Raw genomic sequence first — 21,647 nt, 5'->3', positions numbered from 1 at the left:
ACGGCCGGCCGGAACAGCGGCCACCACATCGAGAACTACTACCGCGCCGCGCCGGACAGTGGCGCGCAGCACCGTGGCAACGGTGAACGGAGGGGGAAGTTTCCATGACACAGCCAGCAGAGACCGGTCGTGACTTCTGGCGGGGAGTGCTCGCGGGAGGTGGCGTCACCGCAGTCCCGCGGTGGACCCGGCGACCGGTACCGGGCGTCGCCGAGCACGTGGCGAGCGTTCCGGCCGAGGTGGTCACGGCGTTGCGCCGGCTGGCGGAGGAGCTGGCGGTGCCGTTCGACACCCTGCTGCTGACCGCGCACGCCAAGGCCCTCGCGGCACTGGCGGGAGAGCGGGAGGTGGTGACCGGTCTGGTCACCGAACGGGGTGGCCAACCGTTGCCCTGCCCGCTGACGACCGACGCCGCCACCTGGCGGGCCGTCGTGCACGACACTGACCGCGTCGCCGCCGCCGTCCTGACGCACCGTGAGTTCCCGGTCGAGGGCCTCCGGCGCGAACTGGACGTGGTGGGCCCGGAGTACGAGACGGTGTGGGACCCTACCGGCGGGGACGGCGAGCCGGCCGGGAACACCGTGCTGCGGCTGGGCGCCGAGGCCCGCGGCGAGCAACTGGTACTGCGGCTGCGGTACCGCACCGAGGCGCTGGACGCGGAGTGCGCCGCGCGGATCGCCGGCTACCACCGCCGCGCGCTGGCGCTGCTGGCCGCAGGGCCCGACGCCGAGCACGAGCGGCAGAGCCTGCTGTCGGCCGACGAACTCCGCCACCAGCTCGAAGGGCTCGCCGGCCCGCACCGCGAGCTGCCCGACGCCCGCTTCCACGAGCTGTTCGAGCAGCGAGTGCGCGCCCACCCGGACGCCGTCGCCGCCGTACAGGGCACCCGGCAGTGGACGTACCGCGAGCTGAACGCCCACGCCAACCGGCTCGGCCGCGCACTGCTGGCCCGCGGGCTGCGCCGCGAGGACGTCGTCGCGGTGGTCACCGAACGCAACCTGGACTGGATGGCCGCCGTCCTGGCGGTCTTCAAGGCCGGCGGCGTCTACCTGCCCATCGAGCCGCACTTCCCGGCGGACCGCATCGCCACCACACTCACCCGCGCCGAGTGCGGCCTGGTGCTGACCGAGCAGGCCAGCACCGGCACCCTCGACGAGGCCCTGACCTCCGTACCCGGCGCCCGCAAGGTCTTCATCGCCGCCGCGTACGAGGAGGGCCACGCCGAGGACGATCTCGGCATCGCCGTGACGCCCGATCAGCTCGCGTACATCTACTTCACCTCGGGTTCCACCGGCGAGCCCAAGGGCGCGATGTGCGAGCACGCCGGCATGCTCAACCACCTCTACGCCAAGATCCATGACCTGGGCGTCGAAGAAGGCCAGGTGGTCGCCCAGACCGCGCCCCAGTGCTTCGACATCTCACTGTGGCAGCTGGTCTCCGCGCTGCTGGTCGGCGGCCGCACCCTGCTGATCGGGCAGGACGCGGTGCTGGACGTCCAGCGGTTCGTGGAGACCGTCGTCGAGGGCCGGGTGGGCGTTCTCCAGGTCGTCCCGTCCTACCTCGAAGTGGTGCTCTCCGCGTTGGAGGCGGCGCCCCGCGACCTGCCGGACCTGCGGTGCGTGTCGGTCACCGGCGAGGCGCTGAAGAAGGAGCTGGCCCAGCGCTGGTTCACCGCCCAGCCCGGAATCAAGCTGGTCAACGCCTACGGCCTCACCGAGACCTCCGACGACACCAACCACGAGGTGATGGTCGAGGCGCCCGAGGGCGACCGGGTGCCGCTCGGCCCGGCCGTGCACAACGTCCACGTGTACGTCGTCGATGACCACCTCGCCCCGGTGCCGCTCGGCGCCCCCGGCGAGATCGTCTTCTCCGGCGTCTGCGTCGGCCGCGGCTACATCAACGACCCGGAACGGACCCGCAAGGCGTTCCTGCCCGACCCGCACCGCGCCGGCGAACGGCTCTACCGCAGCGGCGACCGGGGCCGCTGGCAGGCCGAGGGCAAGCTGGAGTTCCTCGGCCGCCGGGACACCCAGGTGAAGATCCGCGGCTTCCGCATCGAGATCGGCGAGATCGAGAACACCCTGCTGCGCACGGACGGCGTACGCGACGGAGCCGTGGTGGTCGCCGAGCGGGCCGATCGCAGCAAGCACCTGGTCGCGTTCTACTCCGGGCGCGAGCTGGCGGTCACGACGCTGCGCCGGGCGCTGGGGGAGTCGCTGCCCGGCTACATGGTGCCCGCAGCGTTCCACTGGCTGGAGACCCTTCCGCTGACCGCCAACAGCAAGATCGACCGGAAGGCGCTCACCGCGCTGGCCGGTCGGCTGGGCGCGGTCGAGGAGGAGTACCACGCGCCGCGCACCGCGACCGAACACAAGCTGGCTGCCGCCTGGTCGGCGGTCCTGGGCATCCCGCAGGACCGGATCGGCCGCCGCGACCACTTCTTCGACCGGGGCGGCACCAGCCTGTCGGCGGTGAAGCTGGCGGTCACCCTCAAGCGCGCCGTCTCCCTGAAGGACGTCACCCGGCACCCCGTCCTGGCCGACCTGGCCGACGTGGTCGACGGCCGCTCCGTACGCCGCGACGGACTGCTGCACGCCCTCGCCCAGCCGGGCGACGGTACGGCCGGGGCGCTGGTCTGCTTCCCGTACGCCGGCGGCAACGCGGTGAACTTCCAGCCGCTGGCCCGCGCGCTGCGGGACAGCGGACGCGCGGTGTACGCCGTGGAGCTGCCCGGACACGACCTGACCGCGACCACCGAGCCGTTCGTACCGCTGGAAGAGGTGGTCGAGCAGACCGTCGGCGAGATCGTCCGGCGCGGCCTGAGCGACGTACTGCTGTGGGGCCACTCCTCGGGCACCGCCTTCGCCGCCGAGACGGCGCGTCGGCTGGAGCGGCGCGGAGTGACCGTACAGCGGCTCTTCCTCGCGGCGCAGCTGCCCGGCGACGCCGCCGTCCGGCAGGCCGCCATGGCCGAACTGACGGCGCTCGGCGATGCGGAGATCGCCGCACGGCTGAGCGCGGAGGGCGGCTACACCGAACTGGAGGAGCTGGACGAACGGCGCGCCGAACACGTCGGCGCCGCCTACCGGCACGACTGCCTCGCCGCGCACCGGTACTTCGCCGGCCTGCTGACCGAACCGCCCGCGGAGAAGCTGGCCGCACCGGTCACCGTGGTGGTGGCCGCCGACGACCCGGTCACGGCCGACGCCCGGGACCGCCACCTCGACTGGCAGCTGCTGGCCGACGACGTCCAGCTGCACGAACTGACCGAGGGGGGCCACTATTTCCTGCGCACCCGCCCGGACCGGGCGGCAGAGGCCGTACAGGCCGCCGCCGCTTTGTTGGCTTCTTCTTGAGAACCGTAACGAAGGGAAAACCTGAAATGTCGTCATTCCCGGCGTCCCTGCTCGACGTGGAGCGGCAGCCAGGAGGGCCCCCGATGCTGTGGGCCGAGACCAAAGGTGACGCGACCAACTGGGTGGCCGAGCACCGCGAGGCGCTGCGCGCCGCCGTTGCCCAGCACGGCTCCCTGCTCGTCCGCGGTCTGGGCTTACGGGATGCCCCCGGGGCCGGAGCCGTCTTTCACCGGCTGGCCGACGGCCTGCTGAGCGAGCGGGAGGCGTTCGCGCCGCGGCGGAAGTACGCCGACGGGGTGTACTCCTCCACCAAATGGCCGCCGCACCAGCAGATGTGCATGCACCACGAGCTCAGTTACACCCTCACCTTCCCCGGCCTGATGATGTTCGCCTGCCTCACCGCGCCCGAGAAGGGCGGGGCAACCGGCGTGGCCGACGCGGCCGCCGTGCTCAAGGCGCTGCCCCGCAAGCTGGTGAAACGGTTCGAGAAGGAGGGCTGGCTCCTCACCCGCAGTTACAACGAAGAGATCGGCGCGCCCTGGCGGGAGGCCTTCGGCACCGAGGACCGCGCGGAGGTCGAGCGGTACTGCCGTGCCAACGCCATCAGCTTCGCGTGGCAGCCGGACGACGGTCTGCGCACCAGTCAGCGCCGCAGTGCCGTGGTACGCCACCCGGTCACCGGCGAGCGCTGCTGGTTCAACCAGGTCGCCTTCCTGAACGAATGGACCATGGACCCGGACGTGCACGAGTACCTGGTGGGGGACTACGGCGTCGAAGGACTGCCGTTCAACACCCGCTTCGGCGGCGGGGACCCGATCGGAAAGGACATCGTGGAACTGCTCACCGACCTGTACGAGAAGCACACCGCACGGGAGCCGTGGCAGGCCGGCGATCTGCTGCTGGTGGACAACGTCCGCACCGCGCACAGCCGGGACCCCTTCGAGGGGCCGCGCGAGGTGCTGGTGGCGATGGCCGACGCGGTGCGGCTCGCCGACTGCAAGCCCACGGTCGAGGTGACGGCCCGATGACGACCATCGACTCCGCCGCCGCCCGGTCCGAGGGGAAGGGGCCGACGGGTGTGCCGCCGTTCGCGGTGATCTCCGGATCCCAGGTCCAGCACGCCTTGCAGGGGCGCGAGCGGCAGATCGTCGACCTGGTGGAGGCCACCTACCGGCTGCACGACGCCGGCGAAACGGTCAACCCGCCCTCGTACTTCCTGCGGTTCCCGGACCGCCCGTCCTCCCGGATCATCGCGCTGCCGGCCTCGGTGGGCGGCCCGGAGCGGGTGGACGGCCTGAAGTGGATCTCCAGCTTCCCCGAGAACGTGGCGGCCGGCATCCCGCGGGCCTCGGCGGTCCTGATCCTGAACGACCACGACACCGGTTATCCGTTCGCGTGCCTGGAGAGCTCCATCATCTCCGCCACCCGGACGGCCGCCTCGGCGGCCTCGGCCGCCGACTGGCTCAGCCGCGGCCGGCCGCGTCCGGTACGCGTCGGGTTCTTCGGCACCGGCCTGATCGCCCGCTACATCCACACGTTCCTGGCCGCCACCGGCTGGGACTTCGAGGAGATCGGCGTGCACGACGTGTCCGCCGACAGCGCGGCGGGCTTCCGTACGTATCTGGAACAGTCCGGCACCACCGGTCACATCACCATCCACGACAGCGCCGAGCAGCTGATCCGCCTGAGCGACCTGGTCATCTTCGCCACGGTCGCCGGCCGGCCGCACATCACGGACGTGTCGTGGTTCGCACACCATCCATTGGTGCTGCACGTCTCGCTGCGCGACCTCGCGCCGCAGATCGTGCTCGCCTCTGCCAACATCGTCGACGACGTCGAGCACTGCCTGAAGGCCGACACCTCACCGCACCTGGCCGAACAGCTCTCCGGCAGCAGGGACTTCCTGCACGGGACGCTGGCCGAGGTGATGACGGGGAAGGCGCGGCCGCCGGCGGGCCGCCCGCTGGTCTTCTCGCCGTTCGGACTGGGGGTCCTGGACCTGGCGGTCGGCAAGTACGTCTACGACGAGGTGGTCCGCTCGGGGGAGCTGCACGTCATCGACGGCTTCTTCCACGAGCTGCGCCGGTACGGATGAGCGGCCGGTTCCTACGGCCGCACATGGGGGGTCATCAAATGAGGGGGTCATCGTGCCAGTCATATCCGTTCCCCTGGAGTTCAATGAGGAAGAGCTCTACGTCGACCTGCGGTCGACCTTCGGACAGCCACTGTTCCTGAAGTGCGAGGGCTTCAACTTCGCCGGGTCGATCAAGCTGAAGGCCGCGGCGGAAATGGTCGAGGCCGCGGAGCGCGAGGGTGCGCTGATGCCGGGGTCGGTCCTGGTGGAGTCCTCGTCCGGCAATCTGGGCGTGGCACTCAGCATGATCGCGGCGAGCAAGGGTTACGGGTTCGTGTGCGTCACCGACCCGCGGTGCAATCTGTCGTCCCGGCGGATGATGGAGGCCCTGGGCAGTCAGGTGCACCTCATCGCCGAGCCGGACGCCCACGGCGGCTGGCTGGGCGCGCGGATCGACTACGTGCGTGCTCTGTGCGCTTCCGACGAGCGGTACGTCTGGCTGAACCAGTACACCAACCCGGGCAACTGGCGGGCGCACTACCGCACCACCGCACCCGCCATCGCCCGTCAGTTCCCCGACCTGGACGTGCTGTTCGTCGGGGCCGGGACCACCGGCACCCTGATGGGCTGCGCGCGCTACTTCTGGGAGTGGCGCCGCAAGGTGCGGGTGATCGCCGTCGACAGCGTCGGCTCGGTCACCTTCGGCGGCCCTCCGGGCCGGCGGATGATCCCGGGCCTGGGCACCAGTGTCCGCCCGGCGCTGCTGGACGAGTCCTACGTGGACGAGGTGATCCAGGTGGAGGAGGCGGACACCGTCCGCGCCTGCCACCGCCTTGCCCGCGCCGGATTCCTGTTCGGCGGCTCCACCGGCACGGTGGTCAGCGGCGCGACCGACTGGCTGGCGCGCCAGGACGACCGCGAGCTGACCGCGGTGGCCATCGCCCCGGATCTCGGCGAGCGCTACCTCGACACCATCTACCAGACCAACTGGCTGCAGGATCTCTACGGTGAGGACGTCCTCAGCCCCGACGAGCTGACGGCCGGCACCCGCTCGGCCTGACCACCGCGCCGTCAGGCGCTGACACCGCGATCGCCGGCCCCGCTGCCGCAGGGGGCCGGTGACCGCGTTTCCGGCCGGGGTGAGGTGAGCACACCGATGGCGTTCGCCGCCACGATCGCCCCGATGGCCAGCCAGTCGATCCAGTGCAGTGCCTGGCCCAGCATCACCCAGCCCACCAGTGCGGCCAGCACCGGATTGACACTCATGAAGATCCCGAAGAACCGGGTCGTGACCCGGCGCAGCGCGAACAGGTCGGCCAGCATCGGCACGGCCGAGGACAGCACTCCGGCCGCCGCCGCGTACGCCACCGCGCTCACCGTGGGCGGCCGGTGCGCGAGTACGGCGATCCCGACCGGCACGTACAGCAGAGCGGACACGCCCGCCGCCACCGCCGACCCCTCCGTACCCGGCAGCCGGGCACCCACCGTCCGGTTGAGCAGGATGTAGGAGGCCCAGCACGCCGCCGCGAGCAGGCCGAGCCCGATGCCCGCGTAGTCCGTACTGGGCTGGGGGCGGGTCAGCGCGACCACGGCGGCCCCCGCGGCCAGTGCGCACAGGCCGTCGGTGAGGCGGCGGGACGCGGACAGTGCCACCGCCAGCGGACCGCAGAACTCCAGCGTCACCGCCAGTCCCAGCCCGATCCGGTCGATCGCGGTGTAGAGGGACAGATTCATGGTGGCGAACGCCACCGCCAGACAGAGCACCGGCCACCACTGCCGCCAGGTGAAGGCCCGCAGCTTCGGCCGGCCCACCGCCAGCAGCAGCACACCGGCCACCCACTGCCGTACGGCCACCACACCGGCCGGGCCGATGACGGGGAAGGCCAGCGCTGCGGTCGCGGCGCCGACCTGGTTGGCCAGCCCGCTGCCGGTCATCAGCGCCGCTCCCACCAGGCGGTCCGGCCCGGAGGGCGACGGCGCCGCACGGCTCCCGGCGGCGGCGCGAGACAGGTCCTCTCCACTGCGGCTCAGTGTCATGCACCGCAGCATGTGCCGCCCGCCCGCATACGCAAAATGCATGCGAGGAGTTATCTATACGCTGGAGTCATGGATATGGAACTGCGCCACCTGCGGTGCCTCGTGGCCATCGTCGACGCCGGGAGCTTCACCGACGCCGCCATCGAGCTCGGGATCTCCCAGGCCGCCGTGTCCCGCAACCTCAGCGCGCTCGAAGGCGTCCTCGGGGTGCAACTGCTCCACCGCACCAGCCGGAACGTCACCCCCACCACCGCCGGCGTGCAGGTGCTGGCCCGCGCGCGCCAGCTGCTCGCCGACGCCGACAACCTCCTGCGCGAGGCCACCACCGGTCACACCCGGCTGCGCATCGGCCACGCCTGGTCGGCGATGGGCCGGCACACCACCGCGTACCAGCGCCGCTGGGCCGCCCTGCACCCCGACATCGAGCTGCACCTCATCCGCACCAATTCGCCCACCGGTGGCCTGGCCGAGGGGCTGTGCGACCTGGCGGTGGTACGCAAACCTTTCGACGCCGACCGCTTCGCCAGCGCCGCCGTCGGCGAGGAGCGGCGCTACTGCGCGCTGGCGGCGGACGACCCGTGGGCGGCCCGCCGCTCCATCCCGCTGGCCGACGCCGCCACCCGTACCGTGCTCGCCGACCGGCGCACCGGCACCACCACCGCCGAGCTGTGGCCGGCGGACGGCCGTCCCGTCATCGAGCACACCCGGGACGTCGACGACTGGCTCGCGGCGATCGCCGCCGGGCGGGGCATCGGCATCACCCCCGAGAGCACGGCCGGCCAGTACCGCCGCGACGGCGTCGTCTTCCGCCCGCTGCGGCACGCCCCGCCCGTCACGGTCCACCTCATATGGCGGCGCCACGACCCCCACCCGGCCACGCACGCCGCGGTCGCCCTGCTGGCGGACCTCTACCGGGAGGGGCAGACCCGCAGGGCGCGGCGCGCGGGCTAGGACGCGTCGGTGGCGGTGAGGCGGACGATGCGCAGGGCTCCGTTCGCCTTCCCGGGGTGACGGCTCGTCAGGTCGAGCCTGATCCGCGTCGTCCGCACGGCATCGAACGTGACACGGGTGGGGGAGTCCGAGGCGTCCGCCCAGTCGACGCGGACGCGGTCCGCCGGCACGTACTCCCTGCCGTCCCAGTGGCTGACGGTGAGCGAGGCGGGCAGTGCGTAGGTGTCGTCGTCCGTCGTGAACGACACCTCGACGCCGGCCACCTCGCGGCGGCGCGACCAGGTCACCGCCACCCAGTCCGCGGCGCGCGCCGCACTGAAGGCGGGCAGCAGGCCGGTCGCCGCCATGCGGTAGTGGTTCGACCAGCCGGTGCCCGGGTCGCCGTCGAGCATCCGCGCGGGCACGGTGTCCGGCGCGCCGGAGAAGCTCGCGTCCGCGGCCGGAGCGCCGGGAGCGGCCTCGCGCCCACCCGTCGCTGCGGCCGACGCCGACGCCGCGGCCCCGGCAGCGGCCGGCCGCCGTCCCGTGACCGAGATCCGGGCCGAGGCGGAGTGCAGCCCGTCCGCCCGTGCGGTGACCGTGACCGACGAGGCCCCGGCGGCGGGCCGCACGATCGCGAGGGCCTTGCCGTGGAAGGCGGTCCGTACGGCCGAGCCGTAGTTCTCGGCGCTCTCCTGCTGCCCGTTGTCGACGCCGAGCAGCCGGCCGCCGGTCACCCGGAAGGTCAGGGCGTGGCCGGCGCCGGGCACGAGGACGCCCCGGGAGTCGGTCACCTCGGCCGTGACGAAGACCAGGCCGCTCCCGTCGGCGGCCACCTCCTTGCGGTCCGGCGTCAGCCGCACCGCCGCTGCCTCGCCCGCGGTGCGCAGTGTGTCGCGGGCGACCTCCCGTCCGTCGCGCCGTGCCACCGCCACGAGCTTGCCCGGCTCGAACGGCACCCGCCAGGTGAGGTGGAGCCGGCCAGCGCTGCCGTTGGGGCTGGTGTAGCTGCCGGGGTACGGGCCCGAGGTGACGGTCTTGTCGTCCCCGGTGGCCTCGGTCGTCTCCAGGTACTCACGCCCGTCCGCCGTCTTCTTGCGGTCGAAGCGGCGGACACCCACCGAGCGGCCGTTGAGGAACAGTTCCACGCTGTCCGCGTTGGTGTACACCCACACCGTCACCTCGTCCTTGGGGCGGTGCCCGGTCCAGTCCATGGGGACCAGATGCACCATCGGTGTCCGGCTCCACTGGCTGCGGAACAGTGAGAACTGGTCCTTGGGGAACCCCGCGGTGTCGACGGCGCCGAAGAACGAGGACTTCACGGGGAAGACGTCGTCGTACGGCGTCGGCTCACCGATGTAGTCGATGCCGGTCCACAGGAACTGGCCGCCGAAGAACTCCCGGTCGCGGTCCTTCTTCAGGGCGTACTCGCCGCTCATCGTCCACGACTCCAGGTTGTTGTCGTACGACGAGGCACCGCGGCGGCCGGGCGTGTAGTTCTCCCCGGTGTTGAGCTGTCCCGGGCTCTCGTACACACCGCGGGTCGACGTGCTCGACGAGCTCTCCGACTCGAAGAAGAAGGTGTCCGGGTACTTCGCGTGCAGCGCGTCGACGGAGGCGGCCGTGTTGTAGTTGAGCCCGACGCCGTCCAGCATGCGCAGGATGCGGTCCTGCGGTGAGCCGTCCTTCGGCACACTGCGGTACTTGTCCGAGCCGATCACCACGGCCCGTGTGGTGTCGACCGACCGCACGGCCGCGATCAGCCGCTCGGCCATCCCCACCCCGGCCTCGCTCGTACTGTCCGGGATCTCGTTGCCGATCGACCACATCACCACGGCGGGCGAGTTCTTGGCCGCGTGCACCATCTCCTTGATGTCGGCGTCGCTGTGCTCGTCGAAGAAGCGGCCGTAGTCGTACGGGTTCTTCGGCGTGCGCCAGCAGTCGAACGCCTCGACCTGCAGCATGATGCCCAGCTCCGCGCAGAGCGCGACCAACTGCGGCGCCGGCGGATTGTGCGAGGTCCGCAGTGCGTTGACGCCCATCTCGCGCATCAGCTCCAACTGCCGTCGGGCCGCGGCCGGATGGAAGGCGGCGCCCAGCGCCCCCAGGTCGTGGTGGAGATTGACGCCCTGGAGCTTCATCCGCTCCCCGTTGAGCGCGAAGCCGTGCTCGGGGTCGAAGGTGGTCCACCGCAGCCCGAAGGACGTGCTGGTCTCGTCGACGGTCCGGCCGCCGACGGTGATCCGGGTGTCCACGGTGTAGAGGTGGGGCCGCCGCACCGACCAGAGCCGGGGCTGGTCGATGCGCAGGTCCAGCGAGGTGCTGGACGGATCGCCGCCGAGCGTGGCGGGGGCGGACGCCGACGCTATCCGCCGCCCGTCCGCGTCCCGTACCGTCGCCGTGACCTCCGCGCGCACCGTCTTCCCCGCCGAGCCGACGGCGGCCACCGCCACATGGATCGCGGCACGGCCCGCCGCGACGTGCCGCGCCAGGTCCGGGGTGGTGACGGTGACCCCGTGCCGGACGATGTGCACGGGATCGGTGACGATCAGCCGTACGTCCCGGTGGATGCCGCTGCCGGAGTACCAACGGCTGCTGGGCACCTGGTTGCGGGCCCGCACGGAGAGGGTGTTCGCCGTCCGGCCGTCGGTGTGCGCCAGGTCGGTGACGTCCACGGCGAACCCGGTGTAGCCGTACGGGTGGGTGGCGGCCAGTCGGCCGTTGAAGTGCACCTGCGCGTCCATGTACACGCCGTCGAACTCGACGGAGATCCGCTTCCCCGCTGTCCTCGCGGGCAGTGTGAAGGTCTTGGTGTACCAGCCGAGCCCGCCGGGGAGGTAGCCGGAGCCCGCGGTGGTGCGGTCGTCCTTGACGGGGTCCAGGCCGATGCTCCAGTCGTGCGGCACGTCCACCTCGCGCCAGGCCGGATCGTCGTCGGCGGGCCGGGGCGCCTCCTCGCCGGTGGTATTGACGAGCGCGAACCGCCACCCGTGGCGCAGGTCGGTCTCCCGCCGCGCGCCCAGCGCCTCGTCCGCCACCGGCTCCGCCCGCCCGGCCGCCGAGGCCGTGGGACCCATTGCCAGTTGTGCACCGAGGACTCCGCCGAAGGAGGCGCCGGCTCCGCCCAGAACCGCGCGTCGTGAGATGGCCATGTGTGCCTTCCGGTGATCCGTGAGGGGGACGGGGCAGCCGAACGCGCTGAGTCTGTCGACTCCTGTTGGTATATGTCAACGAACAAAACAAAACTGTTCAACTAACCGCAGGCGGCGGGACTTCGCGTCACTCTCGGGCTCCCGGCCGTCAGCGCGTCATCAGTGCGCCAGAAGCCGCTGACCGGCACCGCACGCCCGCACTCCGACGGCACGCAACAGTGCCCGGACGGTGGCCTGGTTGGCGCTGATGACGGGCTTGCCGAGACGCTCCTCAAGGGCCGGCAGAACGTCGTACGTCGGCAGAGCGGTGCAGCTCACGAACACCGCATCCGCCTCCGGCCGGTCACCCGCGGCCACCGCCCGCACGACCTGCTCGGCGCGGACGCCGTACACCTCGCCGACCGACGCCAGCCCCAGCGCCGTCAGGCCGGTCACTTCACAGCCGGACGCTTCCAGAAAGCGGGCCAGCGCGCGGTCCACGGGTGCCTGGTACGGATGGACCACAGCGGCCCGGCGGGCGCCGACCGCCCGCAGTGCCTCGACGGCGGCGCCGCTGGTCGTCAGGGCGTGCTGAACCCCGTACTCCGCCATGCCCGCACGCAGGGCGGCCTCACCTGCCACGCCGCCCGCGAAGCTGCAGGCCGTGCAGAGGTACGCCACGGCCTCCGGCATGCCGTCGGCGGAGCGTCGCAACTCCCGCAGCGGCTCCGCGAGCATCCCGGGCCGGCCGAGCCGGGAGGCCAGCTGCCAGTTGTCCTCGTACGGCACCGGCCGTGTGAAGGCCAACGAGCATGTCACCCCCGCGGGCACCCACCGCGACAACTCCGCCCGCCGGGTGAAGTCGAAGGAGGCCACCACGCCGACCCGCCGCCGCCCGGCCGTGCTCGCTTCTTCCGCGCCGTCTCGCATGACATCGAGGCCAGGGAGGGCGGCGCCGATCACTCGGGAGGAGTGGTCCCGGTGTTGTTGTCCGGGGCGATGGGGCCCTCGGACAGACGGCGCTCCATGACTCCGGCGAGCAGCGCCAGCGCCTCCACGACCCTGGCCCGGTCCTCGCCGAGCCCCGTGAGCAGTTCGGCTTCCACGGCGAGCTGGCGCGGGAAGAGGCCGTCGATGGCTTCCTTGCCCGCGGGGGTGACGGTGACGAGCGCGGCCCGGCGGTCGGCCGGGTTGGGTGCGCGCTCGATGAAGCCGCGCTTCTCCAGCTTGGCGAGGGCCTTGCTCATGCCGGCCCGGGAGATGCCCATGTTGTCGGCGAGGCGGCGGGCGATGGCCGGCTCGTCCGCGTACCGCAGCGGCACCAGCACGTCCAGCTCCGGATTGGTGAGCGGGGCGCCGTCGTAGAGCGGCTCCACCGCCTCGTCGAAGAGGGCGACGATCCGTTTGAGCAGCGCCACCACCTCCATGGGAGAGGTGTCCAGGCCGGGGTTGTGCGCGGACCACTGCTCGCGGACCACGGACGGGGGGAGGGGCAGCACGGACGCACTCCTTCGGAGACGAGCTTGGTAAGCCAGGGAACTTTGTAAACCGGTGAACTATTGGTTACCGTTCTTGAATGGTATCCCCGTCTCCCTCTTCCCGTACCTCCGGCGCGCCCGCGCCCGCGCGCGCCGCCGACGCGGCCGCTGCCGCCGATCTCGACGGGCCGCCGCGCAAGCGCGCGGGCGCACTGATCGCGGTCCTCGGCGCGCTCACCGGCGTCGCCCCGCTCGCCATCGACATGTACGTACCGGGCTTCCCGTCCATGGGCGAGTCCCTGCACGCGAGCAGCTCCGCCGTCCAGCTCACCATGACCGCGTGCCTGGCCGGCCTCGTCGTCGGACAGGTGCTGGTGGGCCCGATCAGCGACGGCCTCGGGCGGCGCCGACTCCTCATCTGGGGCGGCATCGGCTTCACCGTGCTCTCCCTGGCCTGCGCCGTCGCACCCAACATCGAGGTGCTGACCGCGGCCCGGTTCCTGCAAGGAGTGTGCGGCGCCGCGGGCATGGTGCTGGCCCGCGCGGTCCTCACCGACCGCTTCCACGGCCCGGACATCCCGCGGTACTTCGCCCTGCTCTCCCAGATCCTCGGCGTCGCACCCGTCGCGGCGCCCGTCGTCGGCGGCGCCATCCTCTCCGTCTCCACCTGGCGCGCCGTCTTCGTCGTCCTGGCCGTCATCGGCGTGATCCTGCTGCTCTCCGTGCTGGCCAAGGTCCCGGAGTCGCTGCCGCCCGAGCGCCGCCACAGCGGCGGCATCGGCGGCACCTTCCGCGCGATGGGCACGCTGCTGGGCAACCGTGCGTTCATGGGGTACGTGCTCGTTCTCGGCTTCAGCGCGGCGGCCCTGTTCGCCTACATCAGCGGGTCGAGCTTCGTCTTCGAGAACCTCTACGGCGTCTCCGCCACGGTCTACTCACTGATCTTCGCGTGCAACGCCATCGCCATGCTGATCGCCGGCGCGGTCTTCGGGAAGCTGGCCCGCCGCCACGTCCCCCTGAACACCCTGCTCACCGCGGGAGTCTGCCTCTCGGTACTGGGCGCACTGGCGCAGGTTCTGCTGCTGGCCACGGTCGGCGGCACCCTGGCCGGCACCTGGATCTGCCTGTTCCTGACGCTGGGCGGCGTCGGTATGACCTTCCCCGCGACGATGAGCCTCGGTCAGACGCTGGGCCGCGCGGCACCCGGCGCGGCCTCCGCCCTCCTCGGCGGCCTCCAGTTCCTCTTCGGCGCGGCGGCATCGCCGCTGGTGGGCGCCTTCGGCGAGGGCAGTTCCGCCCCGATGGCCGTCATCATGCTGAGCGCACTGGCCGCGGCGGCCCTCTGCCTGATCGCCCTGGTCCGCCCGTGGCAACGCCACGGCGAAGCCACGGGCGGCGAGACCACGGGCTGAGCCGCCGTCGTACCGGCTCCCGCCGATGCCTCAGCGGAAGGCGTCGGCGTTCTCCGTGACCCACTGGCGGAACGTCCTGGCCGGGGCCCCGGTGACCCGCGACACCGTGTCGCGCACCCGCAGCAACTCCTCGTTCATGTCCCCACCGGTCACGTCGAGCACCGCATCCGCGGACTCGTCGCCCATGAACGCGGCCAACTGCCGGTGCGCCTCGGCCCGGCCGACCTCGACGACCGGCACCTCCCGACCCAGCACCGCACCGATCGCCGCCACCTGCTGCCGGGCCGTCACCCGCTCCGGACCGGTCAGCGCGTACGTCCGGCCGCGATGCCCCGGCTCGGTGAGCGCCACCCGTGCCACCGACGCGATGTCCGCGGGATGGATCGTCGGCAGCCCGGTGTCCGCGTACGGCAGCCGGACCGGCTCCCGGGCGCGGACCGTCGCCGCCCACCACAGGGCATTGGACGCGAACTGCGTCGGCCGGAGCACCGTCCAGGCCATGCCGGTGCCCGCGAGCAGCCGCTCGACGGCCAGGTTCGCCTCGGCGGGCCCGAGGTGCGGATGGCTCTGCGCGGTGATCGACGACACCAGCACGACGTGCTCCACCCCCGCCTGCTCAGCGGCGGCGAGTACGTCCGCGTCCGACCCCATGCCGGGCACCAGAAACAGCGAACGCACGCCGTCCAGCGCCGATTTCAGCGAAGCCGTATCGGCCAGATCGCCCACCGCGGCCTCGACCCCGTCGGGAAACGAAGCCCGCGAGGCATCACGAGTGAGTCCCCGTACCGGCCCGGCGCCACACGCCCGCAACTCCCCGAGCAGAGCGCTTCCTGTGTTCCCGGTGGCCCCCGTCACAAGAATCACGACCACGTTCTCCCGTCTTCGGCTGTTCCCCGTCCCACTGACGGGCTGACGGGAACGCTAGGAGCTCAAGCGCAGTTGAGGTCAACTCGTGCGCGGTGGGGGTGGACTCGTGCGCAGTGGGGTCAAGGAGTGCTGGGTGACGGCGGCCATTGGGTGAGGAGTTGGGTGAAGGCGCGGGCTGCCGCGCTCTGGTAGGGGGTCTCGCGGCGGAGCAGGGCGGCCGTACGGGAGGGGAGCGCGGGCGTGAGGGGGACGGGGGAGAGGCGGGCGTGCTCACGGGTGATCGCGTCGGGCAGGACTGTGGCGAGCGGGGTGCGCCGGACGATCTCGGTGAGCGCGTTGAGGGAGTTCACCTCCACCGCGATGTACGGGCGGACCCGGTGCTCCGCGAAGTGTGCGTCGATCTGCCGGCGGGTCGCGAACTCCGCACTGAGCAGGACCAGGTGCCGGTCGTGCAGTGCGCGCACCGGGAGCGGACCCTGATGCCCGGCGTCGGGGTGTTCGGGCCCGACGACGAGGCTGAGCGTCTCGGTGAACAGCGTCGCCGCACTGATCCCCGGCAGGTGCGACCCCGGCGGATCCGCGGTGGTGAAGCCGATGCCGAGGTCGAGGCGGTCGGCCAGCAGCTCGGCCTCGATGCGATCCTGCGTCATCTCCTGCACGTTCAGTGTGATGCCGGGATGCGCCGCGTGGAAGCCGGCGACGAGCGGGCCGGTCAGGTAGGCGGTGAACGTCGGCGTCACCGCCAGCCGCAGGTGACCGCGCGAGAGGTCCTGCACGTCGAGCACCGCCCGCTCGCCCGCCGCGAGATCGCGCAGGGCGCGCCGTGCGTAGTGGACGTACGCGGTCCCTGCGTCGGTCAGCCGTACGGTGCGGCCCGTGCGGTCCAGCAGCTGTGCGCCGAGCGCCTGCTCCAGCTGCTTGATCTGCTGGGAGAGGGTGGGCTGGGAGATGTGCAGCTCTTCCGCCGCGCGGGTGTAGTTGGCGTGCTCGGCGACGGCGAGCAGATAGCGCAGATGACGCAGTTCCGGCCTCATGGCGGCTCACTATAGGCCAGCCGGACGGATGTATAGGTGTCATCGATAGCAGTGATGCGCGGCGCGTCTTGGACGCTATAGCTGCTGCTCATGCACAGTGAAAAGAGTCCGACATCCCCATTCCACCACCCCGGAGGACCCTCATGGACTTCGAGCAGCGCACCATCGACATCGCCCGCCGGAACGTCGAGGAGGGCGGCCGCCCGTTCGCGACCGTCATCGTCAAGGACGGCGAGATCCTGGCCGAGAGCCCCAACCGCGTCGCGCAGACCAACGACCCCACCGCCCACGCGGAGGTCCTCGCCATTCGCGAGGCCTGCACCAAGCTGGGCACCGAGCACCTGACGGGCACCGTCATCTACGTCCTCGCGCAGCCCTGCCCGATGTGCCTGGGCGCGCTGTACTACTGCAGCCCGGACGAGGTCGTCTTCCTCACCACCCGCGAGGCCTACGAGCCGCACTACGTGGACGACCGCAAGTACTTCGAACTCGCCACGTTCTACGGCGAGTTCGCCAAGAACTGGGACGAGCGGCGGCTGCCGATGCGGTACGAGCCCCGCGAGGACGCCGTCGAGGTGTACAAGGTCTGGCAGCAGCACAACGGCGGCGAGGGCCGCGTCACGGGCGTTCCTACCGCGTGACGGGCGTTCCCACCGTGTGACGGGCGCCTCCTCCGCGTGACGGGGTTACCCACCGAGTGACCGCCGGCCGGTCCGCCGCGCGCATGGTGCCCGCACTGCCTCAGCCGCGCGCGGGCAGCAGACGCGCGAGGGCCGTGAAGCCACGGTTCTCGGCATGCTGCCGGGCGGTCACTCCCTTCTTGTCGGCGAGGCCGGGATCGGCTCCCGCGTCCAGGAGCAGTTCGACCACCCGTTGGTGGTCCCGGCCGCCGTCGCCGAGGATGACGGCCTCCAGCAGCGCGGTCCAGCCGAGGCGGTTGACGTGGTCGACGTCGATACGGATGTCGGGGTTGGTCAGCACTTCGCGCACGTAGTCGGCGTGACCGCGTTCGGACGCCGGGATCAGGGAGGTGCCGCCGTAGCGATTGACGAGGGTGTAGTCGGGCTCGGCCGCCGCCAGCACCCGTGCCATCTTCACACTGCCGGTCACCCCCGTCACGAGCCACGGGGTGTCGTGCCGCCAGTCCAGTGCGTCGGGGTCTGCGCCCGCCTCGACCAGCGCCTCGGCCGCCTCGATGTGATCCCCGGTCGCGGCGAGCAGCAGTGATGTGCGGCGCTTGGCGTCGCGCGCTTCGACGCGGGCACCGCGGTCGAGGGCCGCGCGCACGGCCGGCGCGTCGCCCGTCCGGGCGGCCTTGAGCAGCGCGCGGTCGGCCGCCGGGCCGGGGGACCGCCGGGGCGAAGCGGAGTCGGCGGACGAAGGGGACGTCCCCGCGGCCGTCGGCTTGTGATGCCCGGCCTTGTCGTCCTCGGGCGGCGACGCGCACCCCGCGAGCAGCGCCACCCCACTGAGCAGGGCGCCGGCAACGACGGCGGCACGGCGCTTGCGTCGCCCCCCTGCGATGCGCTTCGCCATCCCTGCCTCTGCCCCTGCCCCTGTTCCTGTCCCTCGGTACATGGTGTGGTGTGCCTCCTTGAGCGGTGGGCTGACCCGGATCGCTTCGGTGCGTTGCGTTGCGGTGCGGTGCGTTCATCCTCGCCCCCTCCGCCCCTCCGGCGGATTGGCGGAGCGGCTGGTCGTGCCCGGCGTACGGGAGGACGGCCGGGTCGGCCGATCGGCTGATGCGCACACGGGCCCGTACGCTCACGGTGTGCCGAGGGCGGCATATCGTTGCGGGGTGACCGGCTCGGGGGAAGAGGCAGCCGGGTACCGCGAAGGGCGAGGGATACGAACGTGGCGGCACGAACCGGCCGGCGGGCCGACGGCGAACGGCCGGCAGCGGCGGAGCCCGAACGCGTTCCCTTGAGCGAACGCGCGCGCGACGCCATCCGCGAGCGTGTCATCGACGGCCGTTACCCGCAGGGCGCCCGTGTGGTGGAGCGCGAAGTGGCGGAGGAGCTGCGCATGTCGCGGGTCCCGGTGCGGGAGGCGCTGCGCGGGCTGGTCGCCGAGGGCCTGCTGGAGCTGCTGCCGCACAGCGGCGTACGGGTGCGGCGGCTGGACCGTACGGACGTGGAGCACCTCTACGAGGTGTGGGAGCCGCTGGCCATTCAGGCGTCGCGGCTGGCCGCCCGCCGGGTGGCGGGCGCGGCGCCGGACGAGCCGCCGCTGCTGGCGGGGCTGCGGTCCGCCCTGGAGCGGGCGGAGACGGCGGCGGCCGGCGGGGAGCCGGGGCTGGAGGTGGTGGCCAATACCGCGTTCCACGACGGGATCGTGGCGCTGTCGGGCAACCCTTTGCTGGCGCGCACGATGGCGCGACTCAGCTGGCAGCTGCGGCTGCTGTTCGGGCTCAACTCGGAGCCGGACCACATGCGCGTGCAGCACCGCGCCATGTACGAGCGGATCGCCGCCGGGGACGCGGACGCCGCGGCGGCGCTGACGCTCGTCCACGTACGGGACAGCCGGACGGCCGCCCTCCGCGCTGTCTCGGTGTGAGTGCCCCCCCGCGACGATGTCGTCATCGTGGCAGCCGACGTCCATACCGCGGCAGCCATGGACGGCATCGATGGCCGCCATTGCCGGTGCGTCTTGGACGCTGTCGGCGCGGGTCGGGCAGAGTAGCGATCGTCCACCGACCGAGGAGCAGCCACCGCCATGACGCACACCCGAACAGACCTCTCCGAGACCGACCTCCGGCACCTGGAGCGGTGCGTCCAGCTCGCGGAGGAGGCGCTGCGGGCGGGGGACGAGCCGTTCGGTTCGCTGCTCGTCAGTGCCGACGGTGAGGTCCTGGCGGAGGACCGCAACCGGGTGCACAGCCTCGATGACGCCACCAAGCACCCGGAAATCGAGCTGGCCCACTGGGCGCGGGCCCACCTCACGCCGCAGCAGCGTGCCGCGGCCACGGTCTACACCTCAGGGGAACACTGCCCCATGTGTTCCGCCGCGCACGGCTGGCTCGGCCTGGGGCGCATCGTGTACGCCCACTCCGCGGCCCAACTCGCTGACTGGCTGGCGGAGTTGGGCGTACCGGACGGCCCGGTACGGTGCCTCCCCATCGAGGACGTCGTACCCGGCCTGCCGGTCCAGGGGCCCGCACCCGGCCTGGCCGGCCGGATGCGTGAACTGCACCACCGCTTCCGGACCATGCGGCGTACGGGCCCGCAGGCCGCCGGCTGACGCGCCCGTTCCGGTGGCACGGCCCGGACGCGGCACTGGCTCACTCGGCGACGGCGGTACTCGCCTACTCGGCGATGGCCGCGGCCCCGGCCTTGGCGAACTTCTCGTCCAGGTCGCCGCTGGGCGCCCCCGCGACACCGATGCCCGCCACCGGGGCGCCCTTCGCGGCGACGGGGGTGCCGCCCGCGAGGAACAGCGTCCCGGGGATGTCCTTGAGGGTCGGCGCGGACTCCAGGCGCTTGGTCAGCTCGGAGGTGGGCGCGTTCCAGGAGACCGCGGTGAAGGCCTTCTTCTCGGCCGCCTCGTAGGACTGCGGGCCCGCACCGTCACCGCGCAGGGTGACCAGGGTGTTGCCGTTGCGGTCGACGACCGCGACGGACACCCGCTGGTTCTCCTTCTTCGCTGCCTTCAGCGCGCCCTGCGCCGCCTGCACGGCGGTGTCGATGCCCAGGTGGGTGGAGTTGACCAGCCCACCGCTGTTCGCTTCGGTCTTCGCGGCGGCACCGGCCTGGTCAGCGGCGGGGGAGGCCTGGGCCGAGACGGCACCGGCCGTACCGGCGACCAGCGCGGCGGCGACGGCCGTACCGGCGACCAGACGGGTGCGCTTCGAGACCTTCTTCACGTGCTTCATGAGAACGACTCCAGAGTGTGGTGTGTGATGTCCGGTGACGTGATCCATCCTGGGTCCGGGACCGGCGGCAGGGCGTCGGCCCACCGGCTCCACCCACCGGGCGGACCGGACGACGCCGGGGTCATCCGATCGGTTGACCCCGCACCCGCCCCCGCGGGGCCACCCTGGACGTACGCCACGTCCGCGCGGGCGTGGGACCTGCTGGAAGGAGGCCCGGAGGTGGCGGTACCGCACCGGCAGCACACCGTGGCCGATCCCGACGCCGGCTGGCTCGGCACCGTCATGCACGCCGCGTTCTTCGTGCTGCTCGGCGCCTCGCTGGTCCGGTTCCTGGTCCGGCACCCGGGAGAGCCGCGTACGCCGTGGATCATCGCGCTGTCGGCCGTACTGGCTGTGCTGTACGTCCTCGTACCGGCGCTGCGGGGCCGGCTCACGCCCCGCAGGCTGACCCGGCTGACCTGGCTTACCCTCGTCGTCGGGGTCTGGGTGGTCCTGGTGGTGCTCGCGCCGAGCTTCGCGTGGTGCGCGGTGCCGCTGCTGTACACGGGGCTGCGTACGCTGCCGCCGCGCGCCGCCGTCGCCCTGGTCGCGCTGCTCACCGTCTTCGTCGTCGCGGCCCAGCTGAAGCTGGCCGGCTGGGCCGACCCGAACCTGCTGCTCGCGCCGCCGGCCGTGGCCGCTGTCGCCACCGCCGTCTTCGTCCACATGCAGCGGCAGTCGGCCCGCCAGCGCGCGCTGATCGACGATCTCGTCCGCACGCGGCGCGACCTGGCCGCCACCGAACGCCGCGAAGGCACCCTCGCCGAGCGCCAGCGGCTCGCGATGGAGATCCACGACACGCTCGCCCAGGGCCTCTCCAGCCAGCGCATGCTTCTCCAGGCCGCCGACCGGATCTGGCTCTCGGACGCGGAACAGGCCCGCGGCCATGTCCGCTCGGCCGCCGCGGTGGCCGAACGCAACCTCGCCGAGGCCCGGCGCTTCGTCCACGACCTGGCACCGGCCGACCTGGCCGACGGCGGCTCCCTCACCGAAGCGCTGCGCACGCTCGCCACCCGGGAGAGCACGGACGCGCTGACCGTGCGCTGCCACATCGAAGGCACGCCCACCGCGCTGCCCGACCGGGTCGAGGCAACCGTGCTGCGCATCGCCCAGGGCGCCCTGGCCAACGTCCGCGAGCACGCCCGTGCGACGACCGCCACCCTCACCCTGACCTGCCTGGACGACCAGATCGTGCTCGACGTCGCGGACGACGGCCGGGGCTTCGACCCCGCTGCCACCTCCGACTCCGCCGCCGGCCGCCACGACCTGCGGGGGCACGGCCTGCCCGCCATCCGCGCCCGGCTGCGCCAGGCGGGCGGCACCCTGACCATCGAGTCGGCCCCCGGCGAGGGCACTGTCCTCTCCGCCTCGATCCCACTGAACCCCATGACCCCTTGAGCCCCTGACCCCTGAACCCT

Annotated in this window: 18 protein-coding genes; 10 read left to right on the top strand and 8 right to left on the bottom strand. The window is 72.3% G+C overall.

Annotated elements, in window-relative coordinates:
* Nucleotides 1–104 precede the first annotated feature (104 nt).
* Genes ABZ840_RS01325 through sbnA form a run of 4 tightly spaced genes read left to right on the top strand, consistent with a single transcriptional unit; the run spans nucleotide 105 to nucleotide 6,490 of the window.
* On the top strand, nucleotides 105–3,356 hold the full coding sequence (locus ABZ840_RS01325; RefSeq protein ID WP_361551349.1) for an amino acid adenylation domain-containing protein: 3,252 nt from the start codon (nucleotides 105–107) through the stop codon (nucleotides 3,354–3,356).
* A 26-nt stretch (nucleotides 3,357–3,382) separates the two neighbouring features.
* Nucleotides 3,383–4,384 (top strand): TauD/TfdA family dioxygenase, encoded by a 1,002-nt coding sequence (locus tag ABZ840_RS01320; protein ID WP_361551346.1) that lies wholly within the window; start codon nucleotides 3,383–3,385, stop codon nucleotides 4,382–4,384.
* Nucleotides 4,381–5,451 carry a 2,3-diaminopropionate biosynthesis protein SbnB gene (sbnB, locus tag ABZ840_RS01315; RefSeq protein ID WP_361551343.1) on the top strand — a complete coding sequence of 357 codons (1,071 nt, stop codon included), beginning with the start codon at nucleotides 4,381–4,383 and terminating at the stop codon, nucleotides 5,449–5,451. The genes ABZ840_RS01320 and sbnB overlap by 4 nt, the downstream gene beginning before the upstream one ends.
* A gap of 52 nt (nucleotides 5,452–5,503) precedes the next feature.
* Entirely contained in the window at nucleotides 5,504–6,490 is a 987-nt protein-coding gene (gene sbnA, locus ABZ840_RS01310; RefSeq protein WP_361551340.1) for a 2,3-diaminopropionate biosynthesis protein SbnA, read from the top strand.
* An 11-nt stretch (nucleotides 6,491–6,501) separates the two neighbouring features.
* On the opposite strand, the gene ABZ840_RS01305 is transcribed toward sbnA, so the two are convergent.
* Nucleotides 6,502–7,365, bottom strand: a complete 864-nt coding sequence (locus ABZ840_RS01305) for an EamA family transporter (RefSeq protein WP_361552329.1) — start codon at nucleotides 7,363–7,365, stop codon at nucleotides 6,502–6,504.
* Nucleotides 7,366–7,536: 171 nt separating this feature from the next.
* Here ABZ840_RS01305 and ABZ840_RS01300 point away from each other — a divergent pair, with 171 nt between their 5' ends.
* Nucleotides 7,537–8,418, top strand: coding sequence for a LysR family transcriptional regulator (locus tag ABZ840_RS01300; protein WP_361551337.1), 882 nt, complete (start codon nucleotides 7,537–7,539; stop codon nucleotides 8,416–8,418).
* Here ABZ840_RS01300 and ABZ840_RS01295 read toward each other — a convergent pair.
* The 3 genes from ABZ840_RS01295 to ABZ840_RS01285 form a co-directional block, all read right to left on the bottom strand.
* Nucleotides 8,415–11,549, bottom strand: coding sequence for a glycoside hydrolase family 2 TIM barrel-domain containing protein (locus tag ABZ840_RS01295; protein WP_361551335.1), 3,135 nt, complete (start codon nucleotides 11,547–11,549; stop codon nucleotides 8,415–8,417). The genes ABZ840_RS01300 and ABZ840_RS01295 overlap by 4 nt on opposite strands.
* A gap of 159 nt (nucleotides 11,550–11,708) precedes the next feature.
* The gene (locus ABZ840_RS01290; protein ID WP_361551332.1) at nucleotides 11,709–12,458 is read right to left on the bottom strand and encodes an Asp/Glu racemase; all 750 of its coding nucleotides are present in this window, start codon (nucleotides 12,456–12,458) and stop codon (nucleotides 11,709–11,711) included.
* A 29-nt stretch (nucleotides 12,459–12,487) separates the two neighbouring features.
* A complete protein-coding gene (locus ABZ840_RS01285) occupies nucleotides 12,488–13,027 on the bottom strand; it encodes a MarR family transcriptional regulator (protein ID WP_361551329.1) in 540 nt (179 codons plus the stop codon).
* Between the two features lie 77 nt (nucleotides 13,028–13,104).
* Here ABZ840_RS01285 and ABZ840_RS01280 point away from each other — a divergent pair, with 77 nt between their 5' ends.
* Nucleotides 13,105–14,418 (top strand): multidrug effflux MFS transporter, encoded by a 1,314-nt coding sequence (locus ABZ840_RS01280; protein WP_361551326.1) that lies wholly within the window; start codon nucleotides 13,105–13,107, stop codon nucleotides 14,416–14,418.
* A gap of 30 nt (nucleotides 14,419–14,448) precedes the next feature.
* On the opposite strand, the gene ABZ840_RS01275 is transcribed toward ABZ840_RS01280, so the two are convergent.
* Both ABZ840_RS01275 and cynR read right to left on the bottom strand, forming a co-directional pair.
* Complete coding sequence (locus ABZ840_RS01275) at nucleotides 14,449–15,282, bottom strand: NAD(P)H-binding protein (RefSeq protein WP_361551323.1); 834 nt, start codon at nucleotides 15,280–15,282, stop codon at nucleotides 14,449–14,451.
* A gap of 122 nt (nucleotides 15,283–15,404) precedes the next feature.
* A complete protein-coding gene (gene cynR / locus ABZ840_RS01270) occupies nucleotides 15,405–16,319 on the bottom strand; it encodes a transcriptional regulator CynR (protein ID WP_361551320.1) in 915 nt (304 codons plus the stop codon).
* 143 nt (nucleotides 16,320–16,462) lie between these two features.
* Between cynR and ABZ840_RS01265 the strand changes: the two genes are divergently transcribed.
* Entirely contained in the window at nucleotides 16,463–16,960 is a 498-nt protein-coding gene (locus ABZ840_RS01265) for a nucleoside deaminase (protein ID WP_361551317.1), read from the top strand.
* 100 nt (nucleotides 16,961–17,060) lie between these two features.
* On the opposite strand, the gene ABZ840_RS01260 is transcribed toward ABZ840_RS01265, so the two are convergent.
* A complete protein-coding gene (locus ABZ840_RS01260) occupies nucleotides 17,061–17,642 on the bottom strand; it encodes an ankyrin repeat domain-containing protein (RefSeq protein ID WP_361552326.1) in 582 nt (193 codons plus the stop codon).
* A gap of 600 nt (nucleotides 17,643–18,242) precedes the next feature.
* Here ABZ840_RS01260 and ABZ840_RS01255 point away from each other — a divergent pair.
* Both ABZ840_RS01255 and ABZ840_RS01250 read left to right on the top strand, forming a co-directional pair.
* Nucleotides 18,243–18,875 carry a GntR family transcriptional regulator gene (locus ABZ840_RS01255; RefSeq protein ID WP_361552323.1) on the top strand — a complete coding sequence of 211 codons (633 nt, stop codon included), beginning with the start codon at nucleotides 18,243–18,245 and terminating at the stop codon, nucleotides 18,873–18,875.
* A gap of 159 nt (nucleotides 18,876–19,034) precedes the next feature.
* A complete protein-coding gene (locus tag ABZ840_RS01250; protein ID WP_361551314.1) occupies nucleotides 19,035–19,559 on the top strand; it encodes a nucleoside deaminase in 525 nt (174 codons plus the stop codon).
* A 64-nt stretch (nucleotides 19,560–19,623) separates the two neighbouring features.
* Here ABZ840_RS01250 and ABZ840_RS01245 read toward each other — a convergent pair whose 3' ends face one another.
* Nucleotides 19,624–20,181 carry a heme-binding protein gene (locus tag ABZ840_RS01245; protein ID WP_361552320.1) on the bottom strand — a complete coding sequence of 186 codons (558 nt, stop codon included), beginning with the start codon at nucleotides 20,179–20,181 and terminating at the stop codon, nucleotides 19,624–19,626.
* A gap of 291 nt (nucleotides 20,182–20,472) precedes the next feature.
* Between ABZ840_RS01245 and ABZ840_RS01240 the strand changes: the two genes are divergently transcribed.
* The gene (locus ABZ840_RS01240; RefSeq protein ID WP_361552317.1) at nucleotides 20,473–21,627 is read left to right on the top strand and encodes a sensor histidine kinase; all 1,155 of its coding nucleotides are present in this window, start codon (nucleotides 20,473–20,475) and stop codon (nucleotides 21,625–21,627) included.
* Nucleotides 21,628–21,647: the final 20 nt, after the last annotated feature.

The sequence above is a fragment of the Streptomyces sp. NPDC047117 genome (genome assembly GCF_040643545.1).
In the GTDB taxonomy this organism is placed as follows: Bacteria; Actinomycetota; Actinomycetes; order Streptomycetales; family Streptomycetaceae; genus Streptomyces.
The sequence above is the reverse complement of the archived record's forward strand: the minus strand, read 5'-3'. Positions and strand labels throughout refer to the sequence as shown.